Origin of the sequence: Sphingobium lignivorans (assembly GCF_014203955.1) — a bacterium.
Classification (GTDB): domain Bacteria; phylum Pseudomonadota; class Alphaproteobacteria; order Sphingomonadales; family Sphingomonadaceae; genus Sphingobium; species Sphingobium lignivorans.
Genome location: NZ_JACHKA010000001.1, coordinates 3,739,801 through 3,762,714, shown reverse-complemented (window position 1 = coordinate 3,762,714; position 22,914 = coordinate 3,739,801). Strand labels below are relative to the sequence as shown.

25 protein-coding genes are annotated in these 22,914 nt (G+C 66.3%); 19 read left to right on the top strand and 6 right to left on the bottom strand.

Going from position 1 to position 22,914, the window contains the following annotated elements:
• Positions 1-182: 182 nt before the first annotated feature.
• The 3 genes from HNP60_RS17460 to HNP60_RS17450 all read left to right on the top strand — a co-directional run bounded on the left by HNP60_RS17460 (position 183) and on the right by HNP60_RS17450 (position 1,949).
• Positions 183-581: a hypothetical protein gene (locus HNP60_RS17460; RefSeq protein WP_184156174.1), complete on the top strand. Its 399-nt coding sequence runs from the start codon at positions 183-185 to the stop codon at positions 579-581.
• Between the two features lie 145 nt (positions 582-726).
• Positions 727-1,251: a metal-dependent hydrolase gene (locus HNP60_RS17455; RefSeq protein ID WP_184156172.1), complete on the top strand. Its 525-nt coding sequence runs from the start codon at positions 727-729 to the stop codon at positions 1,249-1,251.
• Positions 1,248-1,949, top strand: a complete 702-nt coding sequence (locus HNP60_RS17450) for a DNA alkylation repair protein (RefSeq protein ID WP_184156170.1) — start codon at positions 1,248-1,250, stop codon at positions 1,947-1,949. Before HNP60_RS17455 ends, HNP60_RS17450 begins: the two co-directional genes overlap by 4 nt.
• A 118-nt stretch (positions 1,950-2,067) precedes the next feature.
• Here HNP60_RS17450 and HNP60_RS17445 read toward each other — a convergent pair whose 3' ends face one another.
• The 4 genes from HNP60_RS17445 to sciP all read right to left on the bottom strand — a co-directional run bounded on the left by HNP60_RS17445 (position 2,068) and on the right by sciP (position 4,887).
• On the bottom strand, positions 2,068-2,877 hold the full coding sequence (locus HNP60_RS17445; RefSeq protein WP_184156167.1) for a phytanoyl-CoA dioxygenase family protein: 810 nt from the start codon (positions 2,875-2,877) through the stop codon (positions 2,068-2,070).
• Positions 2,878-3,139: 262 nt separating this feature from the next.
• Entirely contained in the window at positions 3,140-3,295 is a 156-nt protein-coding gene (locus tag HNP60_RS17440; protein ID WP_184156165.1) for a hypothetical protein, read from the bottom strand.
• 183 nt (positions 3,296-3,478) lie between these two features.
• Positions 3,479-4,435, bottom strand: a complete 957-nt coding sequence (locus tag HNP60_RS17435; RefSeq protein ID WP_184156163.1) for an NAD(P)-dependent oxidoreductase — start codon at positions 4,433-4,435, stop codon at positions 3,479-3,481.
• A 152-nt stretch (positions 4,436-4,587) separates the two neighbouring features.
• On the bottom strand, positions 4,588-4,887 hold the full coding sequence (gene sciP, locus HNP60_RS17430) for a CtrA inhibitor SciP (protein WP_014077841.1): 300 nt from the start codon (positions 4,885-4,887) through the stop codon (positions 4,588-4,590).
• Between the two features lie 548 nt (positions 4,888-5,435).
• Here sciP and mnmA point away from each other — a divergent pair.
• On the top strand, positions 5,436-6,542 hold the full coding sequence (gene mnmA, locus HNP60_RS17425) for a tRNA 2-thiouridine(34) synthase MnmA (RefSeq protein ID WP_184156161.1): 1,107 nt from the start codon (positions 5,436-5,438) through the stop codon (positions 6,540-6,542).
• Between the two features lie 36 nt (positions 6,543-6,578).
• Here mnmA and HNP60_RS17420 read toward each other — a convergent pair whose 3' ends face one another.
• Both HNP60_RS17420 and HNP60_RS17415 read right to left on the bottom strand, forming a co-directional pair.
• The gene (locus HNP60_RS17420) at positions 6,579-6,923 is read right to left on the bottom strand and encodes a hypothetical protein (protein WP_184156159.1); all 345 of its coding nucleotides are present in this window, start codon (positions 6,921-6,923) and stop codon (positions 6,579-6,581) included.
• 211 nt (positions 6,924-7,134) lie between these two features.
• Positions 7,135-8,058 (bottom strand): alpha/beta hydrolase, encoded by a 924-nt coding sequence (locus HNP60_RS17415; protein WP_184156158.1) that lies wholly within the window; start codon positions 8,056-8,058, stop codon positions 7,135-7,137.
• A 309-nt stretch (positions 8,059-8,367) separates the two neighbouring features.
• Here HNP60_RS17415 and HNP60_RS17410 point away from each other — a divergent pair, with 309 nt between their 5' ends.
• The 15 genes from HNP60_RS17410 to HNP60_RS17340 all read left to right on the top strand — a co-directional run bounded on the left by HNP60_RS17410 (position 8,368) and on the right by HNP60_RS17340 (position 22,909).
• Positions 8,368-9,657 (top strand): adenylosuccinate synthase, encoded by a 1,290-nt coding sequence (locus tag HNP60_RS17410; protein WP_184156156.1) that lies wholly within the window; start codon positions 8,368-8,370, stop codon positions 9,655-9,657.
• A 909-nt stretch (positions 9,658-10,566) separates the two neighbouring features.
• Positions 10,567-11,250, top strand: a complete 684-nt coding sequence (locus tag HNP60_RS17405) for a choice-of-anchor C family PEP-CTERM protein (RefSeq protein ID WP_184156154.1) — start codon at positions 10,567-10,569, stop codon at positions 11,248-11,250.
• Between the two features lie 88 nt (positions 11,251-11,338).
• Positions 11,339-12,001, top strand: coding sequence for an ATP phosphoribosyltransferase (hisG, locus tag HNP60_RS17400; protein ID WP_014077835.1), 663 nt, complete (start codon positions 11,339-11,341; stop codon positions 11,999-12,001).
• Entirely contained in the window at positions 11,991-13,292 is a 1,302-nt protein-coding gene (hisD, locus tag HNP60_RS17395) for a histidinol dehydrogenase (protein WP_184156152.1), read from the top strand. The genes hisG and hisD overlap by 11 nt, the downstream gene beginning before the upstream one ends.
• A gap of 145 nt (positions 13,293-13,437) precedes the next feature.
• A complete protein-coding gene (gene nusB / locus HNP60_RS17390) occupies positions 13,438-13,890 on the top strand; it encodes a transcription antitermination factor NusB (RefSeq protein WP_014077833.1) in 453 nt (150 codons plus the stop codon).
• A complete protein-coding gene (gene thiL / locus HNP60_RS17385; RefSeq protein ID WP_184156150.1) occupies positions 13,887-14,807 on the top strand; it encodes a thiamine-phosphate kinase in 921 nt (306 codons plus the stop codon). Before nusB ends, thiL begins: the two co-directional genes overlap by 4 nt.
• A 210-nt stretch (positions 14,808-15,017) precedes the next feature.
• Positions 15,018-17,141 carry a sodium-translocating pyrophosphatase gene (locus tag HNP60_RS17380; RefSeq protein ID WP_184156149.1) on the top strand — a complete coding sequence of 708 codons (2,124 nt, stop codon included), beginning with the start codon at positions 15,018-15,020 and terminating at the stop codon, positions 17,139-17,141.
• A 135-nt stretch (positions 17,142-17,276) separates the two neighbouring features.
• Entirely contained in the window at positions 17,277-18,422 is a 1,146-nt protein-coding gene (locus HNP60_RS17375; RefSeq protein ID WP_184156148.1) for an 8-amino-7-oxononanoate synthase, read from the top strand.
• Entirely contained in the window at positions 18,419-19,066 is a 648-nt protein-coding gene (bioD, locus tag HNP60_RS17370; protein WP_184156147.1) for a dethiobiotin synthase, read from the top strand. Before HNP60_RS17375 ends, bioD begins: the two co-directional genes overlap by 4 nt.
• On the top strand, positions 19,063-20,322 hold the full coding sequence (locus tag HNP60_RS17365; protein ID WP_184156146.1) for an adenosylmethionine--8-amino-7-oxononanoate transaminase: 1,260 nt from the start codon (positions 19,063-19,065) through the stop codon (positions 20,320-20,322). Before bioD ends, HNP60_RS17365 begins: the two co-directional genes overlap by 4 nt.
• A gap of 79 nt (positions 20,323-20,401) precedes the next feature.
• Entirely contained in the window at positions 20,402-20,650 is a 249-nt protein-coding gene (gene infA, locus HNP60_RS17360) for a translation initiation factor IF-1 (RefSeq protein ID WP_014077827.1), read from the top strand.
• Between the two features lie 50 nt (positions 20,651-20,700).
• Positions 20,701-21,273 carry a Maf family protein gene (locus tag HNP60_RS17355; protein WP_014077826.1) on the top strand — a complete coding sequence of 191 codons (573 nt, stop codon included), beginning with the start codon at positions 20,701-20,703 and terminating at the stop codon, positions 21,271-21,273.
• Entirely contained in the window at positions 21,260-22,297 is a 1,038-nt protein-coding gene (locus tag HNP60_RS17350) for a ribonuclease (RefSeq protein ID WP_184156145.1), read from the top strand. Before HNP60_RS17355 ends, HNP60_RS17350 begins: the two co-directional genes overlap by 14 nt.
• Positions 22,287-22,457 (top strand): DNA gyrase inhibitor YacG, encoded by a 171-nt coding sequence (locus HNP60_RS17345; protein WP_014077824.1) that lies wholly within the window; start codon positions 22,287-22,289, stop codon positions 22,455-22,457. The genes HNP60_RS17350 and HNP60_RS17345 overlap by 11 nt, the downstream gene beginning before the upstream one ends.
• A gap of 110 nt (positions 22,458-22,567) precedes the next feature.
• A complete protein-coding gene (locus HNP60_RS17340) occupies positions 22,568-22,909 on the top strand; it encodes a hypothetical protein (RefSeq protein ID WP_041392179.1) in 342 nt (113 codons plus the stop codon).
• Positions 22,910-22,914: the final 5 nt, after the last annotated feature.

The window sequence follows — 22,914 nt, the reverse complement described above, 5'->3', positions numbered from 1 at the left end:
AGGACTCGCTTCATCTCTGCGATGCTTGATGGGAGCCCGGCTGGCGCCTAGGGCGCATCGGTCCCTGATGGAACAGGCCCGGCGCTCCCTGTGCTTCCTGCCGCACTGGCCGTGCGAGGCGGCTTCATCTGCCCTGGAAATCCTCTGGCGCCGGCGCCGGGCGCTCTGGAGAACGAACTATCATGAAAATCCGTTTCATTCCGTTGATCGCAGCCAGCGCCGCCGTACTTCTCGTTCCCGCCGCTGCGCAGGCGGAAGGCTTTGGTGCCGAAGCCACTTACGCGCGGGCAAATGAGCGCTGGGGGACGGAAATCGGCGCCGGCTACGCCGTGGGGTTCGCCGGCTTCCGCCTCACACCGGGGGCGGGCGTGTATTTGCGCGACGGCGACACGGCGGTTTATGGCCGCGTGGAAGCGACGTTCGGACTGCCGGCCTCGGTGCGGTTCGGCGCGGGCGTGCGCATCAGCGGTGAGGATCCGCGGCCCTATGCGACGATCGCCATGCCGATCTTCCCCAAAGTGGCGCTCAAGGGGAATGCCGGGCCTCATTATGTCGCCGCGGGCCTCACCATCGGATATTGAGGCGAGGGGCGATCAGTCCTCCCCGCGACTGAACCGCCGCAGTCTTCATTGTGGGAAAGCGCGGCTTGCGGGATGTTGAAGGCCATCCGGGAAAGCCAGCCGGGAACGCGTTGCGTTTCCGCTCTCCACAGGCAAGAAGCCTGACATGCCGACGATCTTCAGTCATGCCCTGCTTCCCCTCGCGGCTGGCGTAGCGCTGGGCAGGCGGCGGATCGCACCCCCGCTCGCGCTGGCTGGGGCGTTTCTCGCCGCCGCGCCGGACCTGGATGTCATCGGTTTTCGCTTCGGCCTTGGCTATGCCAGCGCGTGGGGGCACCGGGGCTTCAGTCATTCGCTCGCATTTGCGGCTGCAGCGGCCGGCCTGCTCGCCCTGTCGTGGCGACCGGCGCGGAGCATCGGCGCATTTGTGTTCCTGTTCCTGTGCATGGCCTCCCACCCGCTGCTCGACATGCTGACCGATGGCGGACAGGGCGTCGCGCTGTTCTGGCCAGTCGACAAGACCCGGCTGTTCAGCGATTGGCAGCCGATCAGGGTGTCTCCCATCGGCGCGCGCTTCTTCACGGCGCGGGGTCTCGAGACGGTCCGCTCCGAACTGATGCTGATTTGGCTGCCGGCTCTGATCCTATCGGTCGCCTGCTATGCATGGCGGCACATGCGCGCGCGATCATGACGACGTTGGCGGAGACGGTGCGCGCGGAACTGGGCGCGGTGGCGGAGCCCGCCCGCGCGCCGGCCATGCAGGCCTATATGAAATCGGCCATGCCCTATCTGGGTGTTTCCGCCGTGCCGCTGCGGGCGGCATGCAAGCGCTTGTTCGCTGATCTCGCCTACGGATCGCGGGAGGAATGGCAAAGCGACGTGCTGACGCTCTGGCGTGGCGCGGCGTTCCGGGAGGAGCGCTATGCCGCGATCGCCCTGAGCGGAATCCGCGCGGCGCGCGCTTTCCAGCGCCTGGACGCTTTGCCCATGTACGAGGAGATGATCGTTACGGGTGCGTGGTGGGATTATGTCGATACCATCGCCGCGCAGCGCCTGTTCGACATTCTCGGGGCGGACCCTGAGGGCATGGCAAGCGCGATGCGCGTCTGGGCACAGGATGCCGATCTTTGGAAGCGCCGCAGCGCAATCCTATGTCAGCTTCGGGCCGGCAAGCACACGGACCTCGACCTGTTTTACGCTTGCATTGCGCCCTCGCTCGATTCGCAGGAATTCTTCCTGCGCAAGGCGATCGGCTGGGCATTGCGTCAATATGCGCGGACCGATCCCGCCGAGGTTCGTCGCTATGTCGCGGCCAACAAGAAGCGCCTGAGCCCCCTCAGTCGGCGGGAAGCGCTGAAACGGATCGGGGGCGAGCAGGGCGCGGGCTAGGCGGCGCGGACGAATGCCCAGCCGGGCGAAGGCTGCTTTGGTGCATCGCCGATTTCTCGTCGGAAGCGGCCCGCCCGCTTCTCGAAAAGACAGCTCCGAAAGCTGGCGGGCCGAGTCTTCACGTCAGATGATCCGTCCTGCCGAGCGCGCGCAGGATAGCCTGTTCGACCGGCGAATAATTGTGATCCTTGCGATCGAGACAGATTTGCTCACGGGGCAGAAGCGGCGGTTGCGCCATGAAGCGTGGCACCGTTCCGCGATGCTTCTGTGCCGAGTGGACCAAAAAAGGATGGCATAGATACACCGTGCCTGCCGGACCCGTCGCCAGTTCCTCGCGTCGGTGGGCGGATCCGGCAAATCCGTCGGATGCCAATTCACGAAGCGTGAGGCCGGCGTCTCCGGCCGGGGCGAGTTGTCTGGCTATGTCAATGTGCGAACCGATTCGGACACGTGTCGGCGCATCTTCGACACCCACGTCCGAGAACAGGAACAGCATCAGCAAAGCGCGGCCCTTGCTGCTCACATTGGCCCGCCACGCCATGAAGTCCGGGTTGTCATAGCCGAAGCTGACGTCGATGTGCCAGCCGTCGTCACCCGGATCGGCCTCAGAGGGAAAGCGAACCGGAAAGGTGCCAAGTCCGCCCCGCGGCAGCCAGCGGCCCTTGCCGACCAGTTGATCGAACGCGCTGTGCAGGACGGGCGAATTCGCGGCTTCGCGAAATGGGGCCTGATCGAACTGATCCAGTCGCACGACGGGTTGCGTCCATGAGGACGGATCGTCGGGATTACACCCGGTGGCCTTCCACAAGATGGTGCGTGCTTCTTGCGCGATTCCGGTGGAGAACGCCGCGTCGATCCGGACGAATCCGTCGCGAACGAAGTGGGCAATCTCATCTGCGCTCAACGCAGGGTTTGCTTCATTTCGCATAATATCTCTCAATCAATAAGGCATGCGTGATCGAGCGGCTTGACCGCTGCATGAGCCGGAGAGCCGGTGTGCCTTAGCCCAGCGGAAAGGCTGAGGCGCGATTGAGAGTGATGATCGTCATGGTTCTCGCTTATTGCGTCCAAGATAGCTGCGCAATGAACGCCGGGTCCTGCCAGTGGTGGAATGTGCCGGGCAAGTGGAATGTTGTCGTGACGGGATTGGTCCACGCTGTCCAGGCCGGAGCGACTCCCGGCTGAGCGGGCTATTCCTGGATGTCCCGCGTTCGCAACTCGTGTTGAACAGCCGCCTGCAAGGCGCTCACCCGGGTCGACTCAAGTGTTCTGCGGCCGATTGCGACCAGCTCGGCGTCGAGCATTCGCCTCGCCATCGCGGCGCATTCTTTCTCCAGTTGGCGCATATTGACTTCCTGACGCCTTGGGGCGCGGGCATACCAGCATCAATGTCTCGGGAATGGGACAGCGATTTATCGCGGTTCGCGGCATTGGCAGCCTGAGGTCATTCATACCACGAGCCTCCCGGGATACCGAATCTTAAAGGCGTGCTTCATCGCATGTGAGGCACGGATCGATGATGAACCGAGTTAATCGAAGGGATAAACGCCCGGTTCCGGCTCATAGGCATGCTCGATGCCATGAATGCCGGAACGGAGCATCGCGCCCCAGCTCTCGCGCGTCGTGGCGCCGATATGAGGCGAACCGAAGAAGGTCGGCATGTCGAGCAGGCGATTGCCGTTGGCGGGCTCCATCGCATAGACGTCGAACGCCGCTGCGGCGATGCGGCCGCTTTCCAGCCGCTCGGCAAGCGCATTCTCGTCGAACATGCCGCCCCGTGCGCAATTGACGATGACCGCGCCGGGCTTGAGCTGGTCGAGCACCGCGCCATCATAGAGGCCGATGGTGGTGGCGTTCTTGGACAAGTGAATGGTCAGCACGTCGCTGCGCGCCCACATTTCCTCCGCGCTCACCAGTTCGACATTGTCGAACCCGTCCGTGAATGCCGAAACGTCGAGCCGGTCGCTGGCGAGGATGTGGACCTTGTAGCCTTGCAGCAGCTCGATGACGGCCTTGCCGATATGGCCGACGCCGTGGACGCCCACGGTCTTGCCGCGCAGGTCCGTGCCGAAGCCGATTGGCCCGCGCCACTGGCCGGCGCGCAGGATGCTGGAAAACTCGTGGACCCGCCGCAGCGCCAGGACCATGTAGGAAACCGCGAGCTCCGAGACGGAGACACGGTTGATGCCGGCCTGCCACCACATCCTGATGCCGTATTTCCGCAGCAGCGCGGGATCGATATGATCGACGCCCGCGGAGCAAAGCGAAATGACCTTCAGTTCCGGGCAAGCCTTCAGCACGGCTTCTTCATAGCGTTGGACGCCGATGACGGCGGTGTCGTAGCCCTGCAGGAAATCGATGAGTTCCTGCCCTTCGAGGACGCGGCGATGATCGGGGAATTTCGTGCCGGGATACCGGGCGGAGAGTTCAGCGCGCAGGTCCGGGAAGAAATCGAAATATGGAAACGTCACGGCGACGCGTGGCATGGCCCCCTCCTGCGGTGCGGCATTGTCTTTCCCGTGTCATTGGCACAGGCGACGCACGATTTCGAGGGGCTTGTCCGGGGTTGAACCGGTGAAAGGCAGAGGAAAAGCCGGGGCGAGCGGTGGGAGCGCTCACCCCGGATCTCGTTGAAAGATCAGTAACGCTGCTGGCGTTCGTAAAGCGATTTATAGTGCTGGATCCGGGTCACCCGCAGGCCAGGCATGCCCGATCGATCGACCGCGCGCTGCCAGCTCGCGAATTCCTCGAGCGTGAGCGAATAGCGCTCGCAAGCCTCGTCGACCGTCAGCAGGCCGCCATTGACGGCCGCAACGACTTCCGCCTTGCGTCGCACGACCCAGCGGCTCGTGTTGGGGGAGGGGAGCGACTCCAGGGTCAGCGGCTCCCCAAGGGGGCCGACGACCTGAGAAGGGCGAATTTTTTGGTTTTCTATCATTCTTTCCTCTTCACCGATGGGCTCGGTTTTCACATTCCTCGTCTTGATGCTGTTGGCATCAAAGATTTTCTCCTTGGCTAAACCGCAGAGTAAATCCCGTCTTCACCACTGGTCCCCCTCGCCATATGTGCCGCGACCGCTGCATTGAACGCGCCGCCCAGCCGCCGCAGAACGGCAGGGGACGTGCTCGCCGGAGCGAAGATCAGAGCCAGTCTTGCCGGTTCGTCCCCGGTTCCGACCGGGAGGTCGGATTCGCGGACGATCCGGGCTGTATGACCCGTTGCCTGGCGCGCCGCATGGACGGCGAGAAGCAGGCGCAGGTCCGGAATCCGGGTCCCGCGTCCGCCTGCCAGGTTTACAGCCTGTCTCTGATCATAGGTGTTGACACTTATGCCCATGGGCACTGGTTAGCAGCCAAAGGATAAGTCAGCGTAAAAGCCTTGGTCACGCATTGTTAGGGTTGGTTATCAAGCATGGCCTTTAGAGGCTGTCCGGCGCATGCACGCCTGCGCTGGCCCATTGGCCTGCTGCATCCTATATGGCGCGACATGGACCCGCTTTTTCAGCTTGAGCAGCCGCTGGCCGGCAAGCGCATTGTCGTCGCCATGTCCGGCGGCGTGGATTCAAGCGTCGTCGCCGCGCTCGCCGCCCGCTCGGGCGCAGAGACCATCGGCGTAACCTTGCAGCTTTACGATCATGGCGCCGCCGTGGGCCGCAGCGGAAGCTGCTGTGCCGGGCAGGATATCCGCGACGCGCGCGCTGTGGCCGATCGCCTCGGTATCGCGCATTATGTCTTTGATTATGAGAGCCGTTTCCGGGAATCGGTGATCGAGGGCTTTGCCGATGAATATCTGTCCGGCCGGACTCCCATTCCGTGTGTCCGCTGCAACATGGGCGTCAAGTTCACGGATCTGTTCGCGCTCGCGCGCGATCTCGGTGCGGACTGCCTCGCCACCGGCCATTATGTGCGCCGCGTGATCGGGGCGCAGGGCCCGGAGCTGCATCGCGCCATCGATCCCGCGCGCGACCAGAGCTATTTTCTCTTCGCCACCACGCAGGACCAGCTCGATTATCTTCGCTTTCCCCTTGGCGGGATGGAGAAGTCGGCGGTGCGCGCCATTGCCCGGGAGCTGGGGCTGGCGGTCGCGATGAAGCCGGACAGTCAGGACATCTGCTTCGTGCCCGATGGCGACTATGCCGGCGTGGTGCGCAAGGTTCGTCCCGATGCGGATGTCGATGGCGAGATCGTGCATGTCGATGGGCGGGTGCTGGGGCGTCACAAGGGCCTCATCCACTACACGGTCGGCCAGCGCAGGGGGCTGGAGATCGGCGGCCAGGCCGAGCCGCTTTATGTCGTGCGGCTCGATGCGGCGGCGCGGCGTGTGATCGTCGGCCCGCGGGCGGCCCTGGCGGTCGAGGCGGCCTGGCTGGAGGAGATCAACTGGATCGGCGGGGAGCCGGACGGGCCGCTCAGCGCCAAGGTGCGCTCCATGGCGCGCCCCGTGCCGGCGCGGCTCGAAGACGAGCGGCTGGTGTTCGACACGCCGGAATATGGCGTGGCGCCGGGCCAGGCAGCCGTCCTCTATCGCGGCGATCGCGTGCTGGGCGGCGGCTGGATCGCGCAGACCCAGAGCGCAGCGCTGGTAGCTGCCTGACGCCGCATTTAACGGCGCCGGCCAAGGCCTCCGACTTCAGGGCTCCGTGCGGCTCACAACCTGTGCCGAGCCGTCCGGCAGCACCTGAATGAGATGCTGGCCGCCCTGGTCGCATTGCGCGCGCCAGGTCTGCACGCCATTTTGCGGCTCGATCTGCTCGACGCTGGTGACATCGCGGCACGCAATGCCGGCGTCGCGAATGGCGCGGAAGAACACGGCCTGTTGCTGGGTATCCGAAAGATTGCCGATTTCCGCCACATAATTGACGGCATTCTCGGCGTTCTCCGCAGCAGGAATGGCGGCGTTCTCGACGCTGTTCTCGGGCGTGCCGCCGCATGCGGCGAGCGAAAGCGTGGCGATGCCGATCAGTAACAGACGCATCCTGGTCCTCCTCTGGTTCCGACCCCGCACCGTCCCGGCCGCGGGCAGTCACAAAACGAAAGTGCGGCGCCGGGGATCCATCCCGGGTGCAAGAGCGGCCATATCGCGCGCTCCATCTCCCCAGAATAGGTAATTCTCCCCAGTTCTGACAATGATTGATGGCCACCGCGCGACCGCGCAGGCTCTGCCGGGCAAGCGGCCTCAGCCGTGCTCAGCGCTGCACAGGCTTGCCCAGCAGGTCCTTGAGCCAGCTGTCCACGCGCGCCGTTGCCGGATAATCCGCGAGGCCGAGCTTCCGGTTGATGTCCATGTGCCCCTGCAGGCCACGTCCCTCGAAGCTCGCGATCTCGACCGGTGTGCCGGCCGCGCGCAGCGCTTCGGCCAGGCCGCGCGACTGCTCGATGCCATCCCGGCGCTGGACATGGAGGATGAGGAACGCGGGGGCATTGGGTGCCCCGGCCTGCAAGGTGGGCGAAAGGGCCCGCTGGCGTTCAGGGTCGGTGCCGAAGGCCTGCGCGTAGATGTCACCCATGAACCGCGTGCCGACCTTGACCTGTTTCGGCACGTCATAGGCCGCCCCGTCGATCGGAATGACGCCCGCGATGGCACGCTGGTCGAGGCGGGCGGCTTTCAGATAGCGCGGATCGGTGCCCACGAGCGCCACGAGATGCGCGCCGGCGCTGTGGCCCATCAGGACGATCCGGGCGGGATCGATGCCCAGTTCCCCGGCATGAGCGATCAGCCAGGCGACGGCATCGGCGACGTCCTGCGCCTGATCCTCGACCCGCGCGCCCGGCACGAGCCGGTAATTGATCGATGCCAGGGCATAGCCTTGTGCCGGATAATGCGCGACCTTGGCCTTGCCGGTGGCATTGGTCTTGTCGCCATGGCGCCAGCCGCCACCATGCACGAAGACGATCAGCGGTGCGGGGCGGGCGCTCGCACCGGCGGGGGGCCAGAAGGCCAGCGTCTGCAAGGGATCGATGCCATAGGCCATTTCCCGCCCGTCGGGGGTCCGGTCCGCCTCGATCTGCGCAGCGAACCGCTCGCGCAAACCGGCCTGCACCGGCGGCGCGAGTGTCCCCAACAGCGTGACAAGCGCGAGGGCGAGCATGGCGGGGGTAGCACGGCGCATCGAATCTGGCTCCTGTTCGGTCCTTTCCACAGCCCGGATAAGCGCGTGGGCCTTCTGCCAGAAGAGTGGGAAGGGTGACAAAGTGTAACGCCGCCGCATAGCCAAACGGGGATGACCCCCCACGTCGGCATGGAGGCCGGGTGGCCCCTGCCATGGCAAGGGAGCGATGCCCCTGTGCCTTGACTTCCGCCCGCCCCGCAGGCAAACGCGCCGCCGGACCGGGCCGGGAGCCCGACATGATCCAATCCGACCATCGAGTCCTGTCGAAGGGTGGTCCGGATCCGCTCGGCAGGGCGGAGAAGCATATCCATGGCAAACGTCACCGTGATCGGCGCCCAGTGGGGCGATGAAGGCAAAGGCAAGATTGTCGACTGGCTGGCAAGCCGCGCGGACTGCGTGGTGCGCTTTCAGGGCGGGCACAATGCCGGGCACACGCTCGTTGTCGGCGAGCAGGTCTACAAGATCAGCCTCGTGCCGTCCGGCATCGTCACCGGCACCCTGTCCATCATCGGCAATGGCGTGGTGCTCGATCCCTGGGCCCTGAAGGCAGAGATCGAAAAGCTGGAGGGGCAGGGCGTCAAGGTCGATCGCTCCAACTTCGCGGTGGCGGACAATTGCCCGCTGATCCTCCCTTTCCATCGCGATCTCGACGGGCTGCGCGAGACGGCGGCGGGTAAGGGCAAGATCGGCACCACCGGGCGCGGCATCGGCCCCGCTTATGAGGACAAGGTCGGCCGCCGCGCGATCCGCGTGTGCGACCTCGCCCATCTCGATGCGCTGGAGCCTCAGCTCGATCGGCTCTGCGCGCATCATGACGCGCTGCGCGCCGGCTTCGGCGAGCCGCCGATCGACCGGGCGGCGCTGGTCGCGGAGCTGCGCGAGATCGCGCCGTTCGTGCTGCAATATGCCGAGCCGGTGTGGAAGCGCCTGCGCGACGTGCGCAAGGCCGGCCGGCGCATCCTCTTCGAGGGTGCGCAGGGCGTGCTGCTCGATGTCGACCATGGCACTTATCCGTTCGTGACCAGCTCGAACACGGTGAGCGGCACTGTCGCGGCCGGGTCGGGCATGGGCCCCAATGCGGCCGGCTTCGTGCTGGGCATCGTCAAGGCTTATACCACGCGCGTGGGCTCGGGCCCGTTCCCCACCGAACTCGAGGACGAGATCGGCGAGCGTCTCGGGACGCGCGGGCACGAGTTCGGCACTGTGACGGCGCGCAAGCGCCGCTGCGGCTGGTTCGATGCAGTGCTGGTACGCCAGACCTGCGCGCTGAGCGGGGTTACCGGCATCGCTCTCACCAAGATCGACGTGCTGGACGGTTTCGAGACTATCCGCATCTGCACCGGCTATCGCCTCAATGGCGAGATCATTGATTATCTCCCCGCCCATGCCGCCGATCAGGCCGCGGTCGAGCCGGTCTATGAAGAGATGGAGGGCTGGGAAGGGACAACCGTGGGCGCCCGGAGCTGGGCCGATCTTCCGGCGCAGGCAATCAAATATATCCGCCGCATCGAGGAGCTGATCGAGTGTCCCGTCGCCAGCGTTTCCACCTCACCGCAGCGGGAAGACACTATCCTGGTGCGCGATCCGTTCGAGGATTGACGGCCTTGGCCGGCACATGACTGTGCCGGCCGCTTCCTTTAACGGAAGAACAGGAACCAGAGAATGAGGACGATCGGCAGCGGCACGCCCACCAGCCAAAGCAGAAGTCCCTTGCCCATATCGATTCTCCTTCGTTCGTTACTCGGCTCCAACGCGCGAGTTCAGGATGCGTTGCGAACAGCCAAGCGGGGGGGCCGGATGCGAGTGCACGGCTTGGCCTCGATTTCCTGAGCTTTCTCGGCCGAAAGGCGGTCGGGGCGGACGCGATATTCTTGCGGACGGAAGGTGCCCGCCCCGTTCCCAGCACGCGCAGCGAGAGGCACCGCAGGGTCGTCGTGGCGCGCGCAGGTGCGGGTGGTTTCCTCTCCATTCTCCGTCCGCCTCGCTTTTCCCTGTCCTACAGGCCCTCTGCCATGGCAGCCCTGCCGGGCGCCTCTCCCGTCGACAGGCGACAGGCGACAGGCCAAAGCGGGAGGCAATGAATGGCTCTTTCTCATTTGAGGTTTCCATCGTCCGCGCGCTGCAGGCGCGCCGGAACAGACTCTGGCGTCCACCTGATTTGCAGCGCCGCAAAGTTCAGGGAAGCGGAAGATGAGACGGACGTATCGTCATCTTCGTAAACTTCCGAGGCGCAGCGCAGTGTTGGACCGGCATCGTCGGGCCGTCGTGGAGGTCTCGCACGGTCCGTCGCGTCCAACCCATTTCACCCCTCTCGGCCTCCCGGAGACTCGGGAGGCGTTTCACTGGAACGCATCCACGCGGCCTGTGACGGTCGGGCCCTGTCGTCGGGGTATCACATCGGGACAGCCGCCACGCGCCGTCACATCTCTAACAGGCTTTGTCATTGGGATCGGATGCCGCGCGTCCCTAACGATCCCGTCGCACAACATCGCAAGTGGGAGACAGCAGATGAACAGGCTCATGATCGCCATGCTCGGCGCAACGATGCTCGCCGGCGCCGCGCAGGCCGCGCCCTTCACGAACGGAAGCTTCGAGGACATCGATGCTCCGGTAAACAGCTACCGCAATTACAGCGCAGGATCCAATCTCGGTGGCTGGACGGTCTTCACCGGCGCCGTCGACCTTATCCACGGGGGCTATCTCAATCCCGATTTCGTGGCGTCCGATGGCATCAATTCGATCGACATGAACGGCTCCACCGGCCAGGTCGGCGGCATCAGCCAGAGCTTCGACACGCTGGCGGGCGGCACTTACACCGTGACGTTCGACATGAATGCCAATGTCTATGATGGCTTCATCGGCATGAAGAACCTGCTGGTCGAGGTAGCCGGCTTCTCGCAGGAGTTCGGCTATGATACGAGCCTGCACCCGATCGGGCAGGGCGGTCCCTGGACGACGCACAGCTTCGATTTCGTGGCGCTTTCGTCCAGCTCGACCCTGTCGTTCCTCAGCACCTATACCGGCGGGGGCCGCGTCTACGGTGCGCTGCTCGATAATGTGCGGGTGACGCATCTGGACGGGAGCGTGCCCGGGGCGGTGCCCGAGCCCGCCAGCTGGGCCATGATGATCGGCGGCTTTGCCCTTGCCGGATCGACACTGCGCCGCCGTCGCACCGCGGTCGCCTTTGCCTGAACCACAAGGCGCGCGATCGGCGGCCATGCGTGCCCGCCGATCGCGCGCAATTGCAGTTTTCCGCGCAAGCGCCTAAGGCGCGCCGGTCATGACCCGGCCGATCACTTTCGCCATTCCCAAGGGACGCATTCTCGACGAGGCCCTGCCGCTGCTCGCGCGGGCGGGCATCGAGCCGGAAGCCGAGTTCCATCGCAAGGAAAGCCGCGCGCTCAGGTTCGCGACCAATGTGGACGGCCTTTCCATCATTCGCGTGCGCGCCTTCGACGTGGCGACCTTTGTCGCCCATGGCGCGGCGCAGATCGGCATCGTGGGATCGGACGTGATTGCGGAGTTCGGCTATTCGGAGCTGTATGCGCCGGTCGACCTGCAGATCGGCCATTGCCGGCTTTCCATCGCCGAGCCCGTGGACGCGCCGCCCGAGGACCCCGGGGTCGCCAGCCATGTGCGCGTCGCCACCAAATATCCGCATCTCACCCGGGCGCATTATGAAGCGCAGGGCATCCAGGCCGAGTGCGTCAAGCTCAACGGCGCGATGGAATTGGCGCCTTCGCTTGGCCTCTCGCGCCGGATCGTGGATCTCGTCTCGTCCGGCGCGACGCTTCGCGCGAACGGCCTCGTCGAGACGGCCACCATCATGGACATTTCGGCGCGGCTCATCGTCAATCGCGCCGCCATGAAGATGCGGGCCGCAGAGCTGGTGCCGATGGTCGAGCGCTTCCGCGCCGCCGTGGAGGCAAGCCATGCCGCTTAGGCTGGATGTTGCCGGGACCGGCTTCGCCGAAGCGTTCGAGCAGCTCGTCAATGCCCGGCGCGAGGCGGACGAGGACGTGGCCCAGGCCGTGCGCGGGATCATCGCGCAGGTGCGGACGCAGGGGGACGCGGCGCTTGCCGCGCTGACTGGCCGGTTCGACGGCTTCGATCTCGATGCGCATGGCTGGACGATCCCCGTGGAGCAGACCGCCGCGGCCTATGAGGCGATCGACGCGGATTTGCGCGCGGCGCTGGAGCTCGCGGCGGAGCGGATCGCGGCCTATCATGAGAAGCAGAAGCCGGGTGACAGCGGCTGGACGGACGCGGCGGGCGTTCGCCTTGGCGCGCGGTGGAATGCGGTGGAAGCAGCCGGCATCTATGTCCCGGGCGGTCTGGCGGCCTATCCCAGCTCGCTGCTGATGAACGCCATTCCTGCAAAGGTCGCGGGCGTGGAGCGCATCGTCATGATGTCGCCCACGCCGGGCGGGCAGCTCAATCAGGCCGTGCTGGCAGCCGCGCACATCGCGGGCGTGACCGAGATCTGGCGCGTGGGCGGGGCGCAGGCGATCGCCGCGCTGGCCTATGGCACCGGAAGGATCGCGCCGGTCGACGTGATCGTCGGCCCGGGCAATGCCTGGGTGGCGGAGGCCAAGCGGCAGGTCTACGGCGTCGTGGGTATCGACATGGTGGCGGGCCCTTCCGAGATCGTGGTCGTTGCCGATGGCCAGAACGATCCTGACTGGATCGCCGCCGATCTGCTCAGCCAGGCCGAGCATGATCCGACAAGCCAGTCCATCCTGTTCACGGACGACGCTGCCTTTGCCGATGCCGTGGCGGCGGCCGTCGAGCGACAGCTCGGGGTGCTGGCCACCGGCGCGCGGGCACGGCAGAGCTGGGAGGCCAATGGCGCGATCATTCACGTCGCGAGGCTTGAGGATGCGATGCCGCTCGTCGACCGGCTGGCGCCCGAGCATCTCGAACTGGCCGTGGACGAGCCGCAGCCGCTGTTCGACCGGGTGCGGCACGCCGGCTCGGTATTCCTCGGCCGAATGACGCCGGAAGCGATCGGGGATTATGTCGCCGGGCCGAATCACGTTCTGCCCACCGGGCGGCGCGCGCGCTTCTCGTCGGGCCTCTCCGTGCTGGATTTCATGAAGCGGACCAGCTTCCTCCAGCTCGATGCGGACGCGATCGGCGCGATTGGTCCCGCCGCGGTGGCGATGGCGCGGGCGGAAGGGCTGCCCGCCCATGCCGCCAGCGTGGCGGTACGGCTCGCCCGGCAGGAAAGCTGATTCCACACGTCCCGTTCGTTCCGATGGAGCCAGTGCCGGCCATGTTCGGCATGGACCGGGGCAATCCCGGCGGTTGGCCGGCAATGGCCTTCGCGGTGCACCCCCCTACTCAGGGCGGACGGGAAAGAGTAAGGCAGGAAAGATCATGAACGCCACACGCTCCAAATCCCGTTCCGCCGCACGGCTCGCCGCCGTGCAGGCCCTGTACCAGCAGGACATGGAAGGCACGCCGCTGCCGCTGCTTCTGCACGAGTTCCACCAACATCGTCTGGGCGCGACCATCGAGGATGTGACTTATCATCCCGCCGAGAGCGCCTTCTTCGACGATGTGGTGAAGGGCGTGGATGCCCGGCGCGAGGAGATCGATGCGCTGGTCGCCGGCCGGCTCGCGAAGGGCTGGTCGCTGGAGCGGCTGGACAAGCCGATGCGCCAGATATTGCGCGCCGGGGCTTACGAACTGCTCGCCCGGCCCGACGTGCCGACCCCCAGCGTCATCAGCGAATATGTCGATGTCGCTCACGCCTTCTACGACAAGCGCGAGGCGGGTTTCGTCAACGGTCTCCTGGACGCCATCGCGAAGGAGGTCCGGCCCAAGTGAGCGGCGAGGCGGATCTGCTCCGCCAGCTGCGCGCCATGGCCACGGACCCGGCCGCACGCGGCCTGCGTGACGATGTCGCGGTGCTTCCCACGATGGGCGAGCAGCTCGTCGTCACCACCGATACGATCGTCGAGGGCGTGCATTTTCGTGCCGACGACCCGCCCGAGACGGTGGGCTGGAAGCTTGCGGCGGTGAATCTCTCCGACCTGGCGGCGAAGGGCGCGGTGCCGCGCTGCTGCATGCTCAATCATGCGCTGGCTGGCGATCCCGGCTGGGACAGCGGTTTCCTGGAGGGGCTTTCCCGCGCGCTCGGCCGCTTCGGCATGCCGATCGTGGGCGGCGATACGGTGGCGCTCCCCGCTGGCACGCCCCGGACGATCAGCCTCACGGCGATCGGAGAAGTGCCGCACGCTGTCGCCATCCCCTCCCGTTCGGGCGCGCGTCCAGGCGATCGGATCTGCGTCTCCGGCCCCGTCGGCGATGCCGGCGCCGGCCTTGCGCTGCTGGAAGCCGGGAAGACGAGCCCGGCGGAACTGGTGCGCGCCTATCGCGTGCCCGTGCCTCACCTGACGCTTGGCCAGTCTCTGGCGGGCACGGTGCATGCCATGATGGACGTCTCCGATGGCCTGCTGATCGATGTGGCGCGCATGGCCGAGGCGAGCAACTGCGCCATCCAGATCAATCATGTTCCGCTGTCGCCATGCTATGAGGCATTGCGGGGGAGCTCGGTTCAGGCCCGGCTGGAGGCAGCGACGGCGGGTGATGACTATGTGCTGCTCATGGCCCTGCCCGGCGAGCGCGATTTGCCGCGCGGGCTCATTCAGGTCGGGCACTGCAAGCGGGGCGAGGGGGTGAGCCTGCGTCTCGATGGCAAGGCCGTTCGGCTCCCGGCCCGGCTGGGCTATGAACATGGCTGAGCGGGCGGTCGGCGCTCATCTGCCATAGAAGCGGGTGAGCCCGCGCGTTCCCCCCGGCGACCCTGCCCCAGCGGATCGAAATCAGCGCGGCGAACCCGTCCCCCATTTATCTGCTTGACGGCACCGGCGCCGGCTCTAGGCTCCGGCCCCAAAGAAGCCGGAGAAGGGTGGCAAGCGCCCAAACCGGCAAAGCAGGGGAGTTTGCTGACGATGACTATGGTTCTCATCGCCATAGGCTGCGGCCTATTGGCTGTGATCTACGGATTCGTGACCAGTCGCCAGGTTCTCAGCGCACCGGCAGGCGATGCCCGGATGCAGGAGATCGCCGGCGCCATTCAGGAAGGCGCCAGGGCCTATCTCGGTCGGCAATATCGCGCCATCGCTGTCGTCGGCGCCATCGTTGCCATTCTGATCTGGATATTCCTGGACGGCATGGGAGCACCGCTTTCCACCGTGAGCTTCCTCATCGGCGCGGTGCTTTCCGGCGTGGCCGGCTATGTCGGCATGAACATCTCGGTGCGCGCCAATGTCCGTACGGCGGAAGCGGCACGCACGTCGCTGCAGGGCGGGCTGACGCTGGCTTTCCGCTCCGGCGCGATCACGGGCATGCTGGTGGCCGGGCTTGGGCTGCTCTCCATTGCCGGGCTCTTCTGGTTCCTCACCGGACCATCCGATCTCGCGCCCAATGACCGCTCGATCATCGCCGCGCTCACCGCGCTGGCCTTCGGCGCCTCGCTCATCTCCATCTTCGCGCGTCTGGGCGGCGGCATCTTCACCAAGGCGGCGGACGTGGGTGCGGACCTCGTCGGCAAGGTGGAAGCGGGCATCCCGGAGGACGATCCGCGTAATCCCGCGGTGATCGCGGACAATGTCGGCGACAATGTCGGTGACTGCGCCGGCATGGCGGCCGACCTCTTCGAGACCTATGTGGTGACGCTCGGCCTCACCATGGTCTCCGTCGCGCTGCTGGTGCGGGCCAGCGAAGCCGAGCTGACGGCGCTCATGTCCCTGCCGCTGCTGGTGGGCGGCGTGTGCATCATCGCCTCGATCATCGGCACCTATTTCGTCCGGCTGGGCTCGTCGAACAACATCATGGGCGCGCTCTACAAGGGCTTCTGGGTCACGGCGGGCCTGTCCGTCATCGGCATCTTCTACGTGACATGGCGCGCGCTCGGCGATCTCGATACCGTGATCGGCGCGGAGCTGGACGGCACCGGAGGCTACACCGGCTGGGCGCTCGTTTGGTGCATGCTGATCGGTCTCGCCGTCACCGGCCTGCTCGTGTGGATCACCGAATATTATACCGGCACCAATTACCGCCCGGTCCGCTCGATCGCGCAGGCAAGCGTGACAGGCCATGGCACCAACGTCATCCAGGGCCTTGCCATCAGCCTGGAGGCGACGGCGCTGCCGACACTGGTGATCGTCATCGCCGTGATCGCGACATTCCAGATCGCAGGCATCATCGGCGTTGCCTTCGCCGCGACATCGCTGCTGGCCCTCGCCGGCATGGTGGTGGCGCTCGATGCTTATGGCCCGGTAACAGACAATGCCGGCGGCATCGCCGAGATGGCGGGACTGCCGGATGACGTGCGCAGCCGCACAGACGCGCTGGACGCGGTGGGCAATACCACGAAGGCCGTGACCAAGGGCTATGCGATTGGTTCGGCGGCGCTGGCCGCGCTGGTGCTCTTCGGCGCCTATACGACGGACCTCGAGCTCTACTTCCCCGAGGTGGTCGTCGATTTCTCCCTGAGCAATCCCTATGTCATCGTCGGGCTGCTGCTCGGCGCGCTGCTGCCTTATCTGTTCGGTGCCTTCGGCATGACGGCGGTGGGCCGCGCCGCCGGATCGGTGGTGGAGGATGTGCGGGAGCAGTTCCGCAGCAATACCGGCATCATGGCGGGCACGTCCCGCCCGGACTATGCCCGCACGGTGGATATCGTGACCAAGGCCGCGATCAAGGAAATGATCCTGCCTTCGCTGCTGCCGGTGCTGGCGCCCGTCGTCGTCTATTTCGCCATCCTGGCCGTGGCGGGACAGGCGGAAGCCTTCGCCGCCGTGGGTGCATTGCTGCTGGGCGTGATCGTCTCCGGCCTGTTCGTCGCCATCTCCATGACCAGCGGCGGCGGCGCATGGGACAATGCCAAGAAATATATCGAGGACGGCCATCATGGCGGCAAGGGATCGGACGCGCACAAGGCGGCTGTCACTGGCGACACGGTGGGCGATCCCTACAAGGATACCGCCGGTCCGGCCGTCAATCCGATGATCAAGATCACCAACATCGTGGCGCTGTTGCTGCTCGCCGCGCTGGCGCACGGGACGATGTAAGAGAACCCGGCGCACATCCCGGAAACGGGAGAGGAGGGAGCCCGTCCGGACCAGCGGTCCGGGCGGGCTTTCCTGTTTTGGCATCGCGCTGCAGGGCGAGTAGGCAGCGGGGAGGCGCGTCGCTATAGCGCCGCAATGACGATGGACGGTCAGAGGTCTTTTCAGGATCAGCTCGAGGCGTTGGAGCGTCGGTCGCGTCTGCGTCGGTTGATGCCGCGCAAGGGGCATGACTTCGCTTCCAACGACTATCTGGGGCTGGCGCACGATCCGGTGATCGCGGCGGCGGTGGCCAAGGCGATTGCGCGGGACGTGCCGGTCGGTTCGGGCGGGTCGCGCCTGCTGCGGGGCAACGCGCCCGAGCACGAGGCGCTGGAAGCCTTCGCTGCGGTAACCTTCGGCAGCGAGGCGGCCCTGTTCCTCTCGACCGGCTATGCCGCGAACATCGCGATCCTCGCCGGGTTGCCCGGCCCGGACGATCTCGTCGTCGCGGATGCCCTCATCCATGCGAGCGCGCATGACGGGATGAAGCTGGGCCGGGCGCGGACTGTCCTTGCTGCGCACAATGATCCGCAGGCCTTCGATGACACGATCCGTGCATGGCGGCGGGAGGGTGGTCGCGGGCGTGCGTGGATCGTTTCCGAGACGCTCTATTCGATGGATGGCGACAGGGCGCCGGTCGACGATCTCGCCACGATTGCTGCGCAGCATGAAGCCATGCTGGTGCTGGATGAAGCGCATGCGACGGCGGTGCACGGCCCCGGCGGCCGAGGCTTCTCGGCGACGCTCGAGGGGCGCCCGGACCTGATCGTGCTGCACACCTGCGGCAAGGGGCTCGGCGTTGAAGGCGCGCTGGTGACGGCCGCGCGACCGGTGATCGATCTGCTCGTCAATCGCGGCCGCAGCTTCGTCTTCTCGACCGCGCCCTCACCGCTCATGGCCGTGGCGGTCCAGGCCGCCTTGCTGCGGATGGGGGAGGTCGACGATCGGCGCGGACGCCTTGCGGCGTTGATCGACCATGCCGCGCGGCATGTCTGCGCGCCGCTGGATTTGCCCCCGCCCGAGAGCCAGATTCTGCCGCTTGTCCTGCGCGACGATGGTCGCACGATGCGCGTGGCTGCGGCGCTGCAGGCCGCGGGTTTCGACGTGCGTGGCATCCGCCCGCCCACCGTGCCGCGCGGGACTGCCCGGCTGCGGATTTCGCTGACACTCAATGTCGACGAGGCAGTCGTCTCAGCGCTCGGAGACGCTCTCCGGACGGCGCTGGAGGCAGAGCCGGCATGAGCGGCGTGTTGATCATATCCGGCACGGATACCGACATTGGCAAGACCGTGGTCGCCGCCGGCCTCGCGGCGGCGCTGGGCGCGCATTACTGGAAGCCGGTACAGGCCGGGACGGAGGGCGGCACGGACAGCGAGCGGGCCGTCGCGCTCGGCGTCCCTCAGGCCCATATTCTCCCGGAGGCGCACCGGCTGGCCCTGCCCGCCTCTCCGCATCTCGCGGCGGAACGGGAAGGAGGCCGGATCGATCCCGATCGGCTGGCTCTTCCCGCGCCACGCCCGCTGATCGTGGAAGGTGCGGGGGGTCTCATGGTACCCTTGCGACGCGATCCCCCCGCGCTGATCATCGATTTGTTCGCGCGCTGGAAGGCGCCAGTGCTGCTGGTCGCGCGGAGCGGCCTTGGCACCATCAATCACAGCCTGCTCAGCATTGAGGCGTTGCGTGCGCGTGGCATCGCCATTGCGGGGCTGCTCTTCGTCGGTGCGCCGCATGCGGACAACGAAGTCACGCTGCCCCTGCTGGGCGACGTGCGCAGCTTAGGCCGCCTGCCGCGGATCGAGCCGCTCGATGCGCCGCAGCTCGCCGGAGCGATGCGGGCGCATGTCGACCTTGCCGGCGTGCGCGCCGCCATGGGGTTGGCGGCATGAGGTCGCCGGTCTGGCACCCCTTCACGCAGCATGGTCTTGGGGAAGCGATCCCGCAGGTCGTTGCGGCACAAGGGGCCTGGCTCGAATGCGCCGATGGCACGCGGCTGCTGGATGGCATAGCGAGCTGGTGGGTCATCACGCATGGCCATTGCGAGCCGCGCATCGCTGCGGCGATCGCGGCGCAGGCGGCACAGCTCGACCAGATGATCTTCGCCGGATACACGCATCCGCAGGCGGAAGCGCTGGCGCGATCGCTGGTCGAGCTGGCGCCCGCGGGCCTCGATCACGTGTTCTTCTCGGACAGCGGGTCCACGGCGGTGGAAGTGGCGCTCAAGATGGCGCTGGGTCACTGGCACAATCGCGGCGAGGCGCGCCACCGCATCCTCGTGATGGAACACAGCTATCATGGCGATACGATCGGCGCGATGTCGGTCGGTGCGCGCGGCATATTCAACCGGGCCTATGAGCCGCTGCTGTTCGACGTCGCGACCGTGCCTTTCCCGACTGAGGATGCCGGGCAAGCCTGCCTCGATACGCTGGAGGCGTTGTGTTCGGGGCAGCAAAAGCCGGCCGCCTTCATCGTCGAGCCGCTGGTGCTCGGGGCCGGCGGCATGCTGATCTATTCTCCTGAGATGTTGCGCGCGACGCGCGAAATTTGTGCGCAACATGACGTGCTGTTCATCGCAGATGAAGTGATGACGGGCTGGGGAAGGACAGGCACGCTGTTCGCTTGCAATCAGGCGGGAATCTCCCCGGATATTCTCTGTCTTGCCAAGGGCATGACCGGGGGCGCCGTGCCTCTCGCCGCGACCATGGCGAGCGAAGCGATCTTCGACTCCCATCGCAGCCGCGATCGCGCGCGCATGTTTTTTCATTCCTCCAGTTTCACTGCGAACGCCATTTGCTGCGCAGCCGCCAATGCCAATATCAAGATCTGGCACGAGGGAGAGGTCGCGGGTCGGATCGCGACGCTCGGCGCAGCGCTCGATGAAGGATTGGCGAGTCTCGCCGGGCTGAGAGGGCTGGGCAACGCGCGCCGCATCGGCGGCATCGCGGCGATCGATCTCGACGTGTGCGATGGCGGCTATCTCTCGGACGTGGCACCCGCGCTGCGCGCGCAAGCGCTGGCGCAGGGCCTCTTGCTGCGGCCGCTTGGAAACACCATCTATCTAATGCCGCCCTATTGCACGACGCGCGCAGAGATCGTGCGCGCCTTCGCGGTGATCGGACAAGCTATCGAGGCGTTGCCCGGCTGAATCCGGCCATGGGGCGCTATTGCTTTTCAACTGGCGCTTTTGCCGCTATGGGGCGCCATTCGCGAAAAACTGGAAGATTATGGCCAAGGAAGAACTACTCGAAATGCGCGGGCAGGTGGTGGAACTGCTGCCGAATGCCATGTTCCGTGTCCGCCTGGAAAATGACCACGAGATTCTCGGGCACACCGCCGGAAAGATGCGCAAGAACCGCATCCGCGTGCTGGTGGGCGACGAAGTGCTGGTCGAGCTCACCCCTTATGACCTCACCAAGGGTCGCATCACCTATCGCTACATGCCCGGTCGCGGCGGCCCCGGTCCGCAGGGCTGACCGGCAGCGCGGTGGCTCACTCGCCCCGCGATCTGCTGTCACGCGACAATATGCCCCTCATTCTCGCATCCGCTTCCCCGCGCCGGCTGGACCTGCTGGCGCAGATCGGCGTGACGCCGGACGGCATCGACCCCGCTGATATCGACGAGACCCCCCGCAAGGGCGAGCTGCCCGCCGTCTATGCCGCGCGCATGGCGCAGGAGAAGGGCGTGGCCGTGGCGGCGCGCCATCCCGGCGCGCTGGTGCTGAGCGGCGACACCGTGGTCGCTTGCGGGCGGCGCATCCTGCCCAAGGCGGAAGACGAGGCCACGGCGCGGACCTGCCTTGGCCTGCTCTCCGGCCGTCGCCACCGCGTGTTGAGCGCTGTCACCCTGATCGATGGAGACGGGCGTGCGCGGCACAAGCTTTCGACCAGCACCGTCACGTTCAAGCGCCTGCATCCGGACGAGATCGCCGCTTATCTTGCCAGTGGCGAGTGGCACGGCAAGGCTGGCGGCTATGCGATCCAGGGCCGTGCGGCCGGGCTCGTGCGCGCGCTTTCGGGCAGTCCTTCCGGCGTGATCGGCCTGCCGCTTTACGAAACACGCACACTGCTGAACGGGGCGGGATATGGTTGTGACTGACGCGCCCGCCGGCCCGCACTGGCTGTATGAGGAAGGCATCGGCGAGAGCCGCGCCGCGCTCGTTCGGTCGGGCCGCATTCTCGAAGCGCAGATCGAACCTGACGACGCGCGCGCCCGCGCCGGCGGCGTGCATGGCGGGCGGCTGATCCGCACACTCATCCAGCGCAAACGTGGCATTGCCCGACTGGACAGCGGGGAACTCGTGCTGATCGAGCCCATCCCGCCCAAGGTGGCGGAAGGCGCGGCGGTCCGTGTCGAGATCCTGCGCGAGGCGATCAGCGAGCCTGGCATGGAGGAGGAGCGCGAGAAGCTCGCCAAGGGTCGGATCGCGCTGCCCGGCGTGCAAGGCGGGCCGGGGCCGAGCCTCTATCAGCGCATCGTTGCGACGGGTCTGCCGATCGTGGCCTGCCCAGCCCATGAAGCGGACCGGCTGGAAGCGGCCGGCTGGAGCGAACTGATTGCCGAAGCGACCACGGGCGAAGTTGGGCGCGAGGATGCCGCGCTGCGCATCTTCCCCACCCCGGCAATGACGCTCATCGATGTGGACGGCAGCCTGCCGCCGGCGCAGCTCGGGCCCAAGGGCGCAAAGCTCGCTGCGCAGGCGATCCGGCGCATGGGCATCGCCGGTTCTATCGGCATCGACCTGCCGACCATGAACAACAAGGACGAACGGCTGGTGGCGGCGGCGCAGATCGACAAATATCTGCCGCTGCCGTTCGAACGCACGGCCGTCAACGGCTTCGGCTTCGTGCAGATCATTCGCAAGCGCGAGCGTCCCTCGCTGATCGAGCTGCTGCGGGGCGATCCGGTGCGCGCCGCGGCCATGGCTGCCCTGCGTGCCGCCGAGCGGTTCGAGGGCGGGCAGGGTGCCGCAGGGGCCATGACGCTGACAGTCTCGCCTGCGGTCGCTCGCGCCATTCGCGCGCAGCCCGACTGGCTGAAGCTGCTCGAACGGCGACGCGGCGGCGCTGTGACATTGGCCGCTGATGAGACGATGCAGACAGGTTCGCACCATGCCCACTAAGACGCGCTGCCCGATCTGCCGCCAGCCGACAGTCACCGAATTCCGGCCCTTCTGCTCGCGCGCCTGCCGCGACCGCGATCTTATCAACTGGGTGGACGAGGGCTATCGCGTCCCGGTCGCGCCCGAGGAGGAGAACCGCCTCGATATGGATGAGGGATAGGCCTATCCCTCGCCCTGGGCGATGGAACTTTCAGGCTGTTGCGGCGTAAAATATCGGGAGTGTCCGCCGGAGCCCCTCCGCCGGCCTCCGAACGATAAGGAAGAATGGCGATGAAAACCGCGAAAATCATGCTCGGGCTCGTTGCAGCGGGCCTTCTGACGCAGCCCGCGCTGGCAGAGACGAAGCTTGGAGACAAGGACCGCGCCCGCGTTGCCAGAGCTGCCGCCGCTGATCGCGACGAGGTTCGCTACTGCCTGATCCAGCGCAAGAAGGGCGCGAAGAAAGGCACCATCATCGGCGCAGCCGGTGCTGGCGGCACTGCCGTCGTTGCGGGCGGCAATGTCGGCGAATCCCTCCTCGCCGCAGGCGCCGGTGCCCTCGCCGGCAATCTGATCGGCAAGGGAAGCGGCACCAATAGTCGCTGCGATGCCGTGCTCAAGCGCAATCCCTGAACATG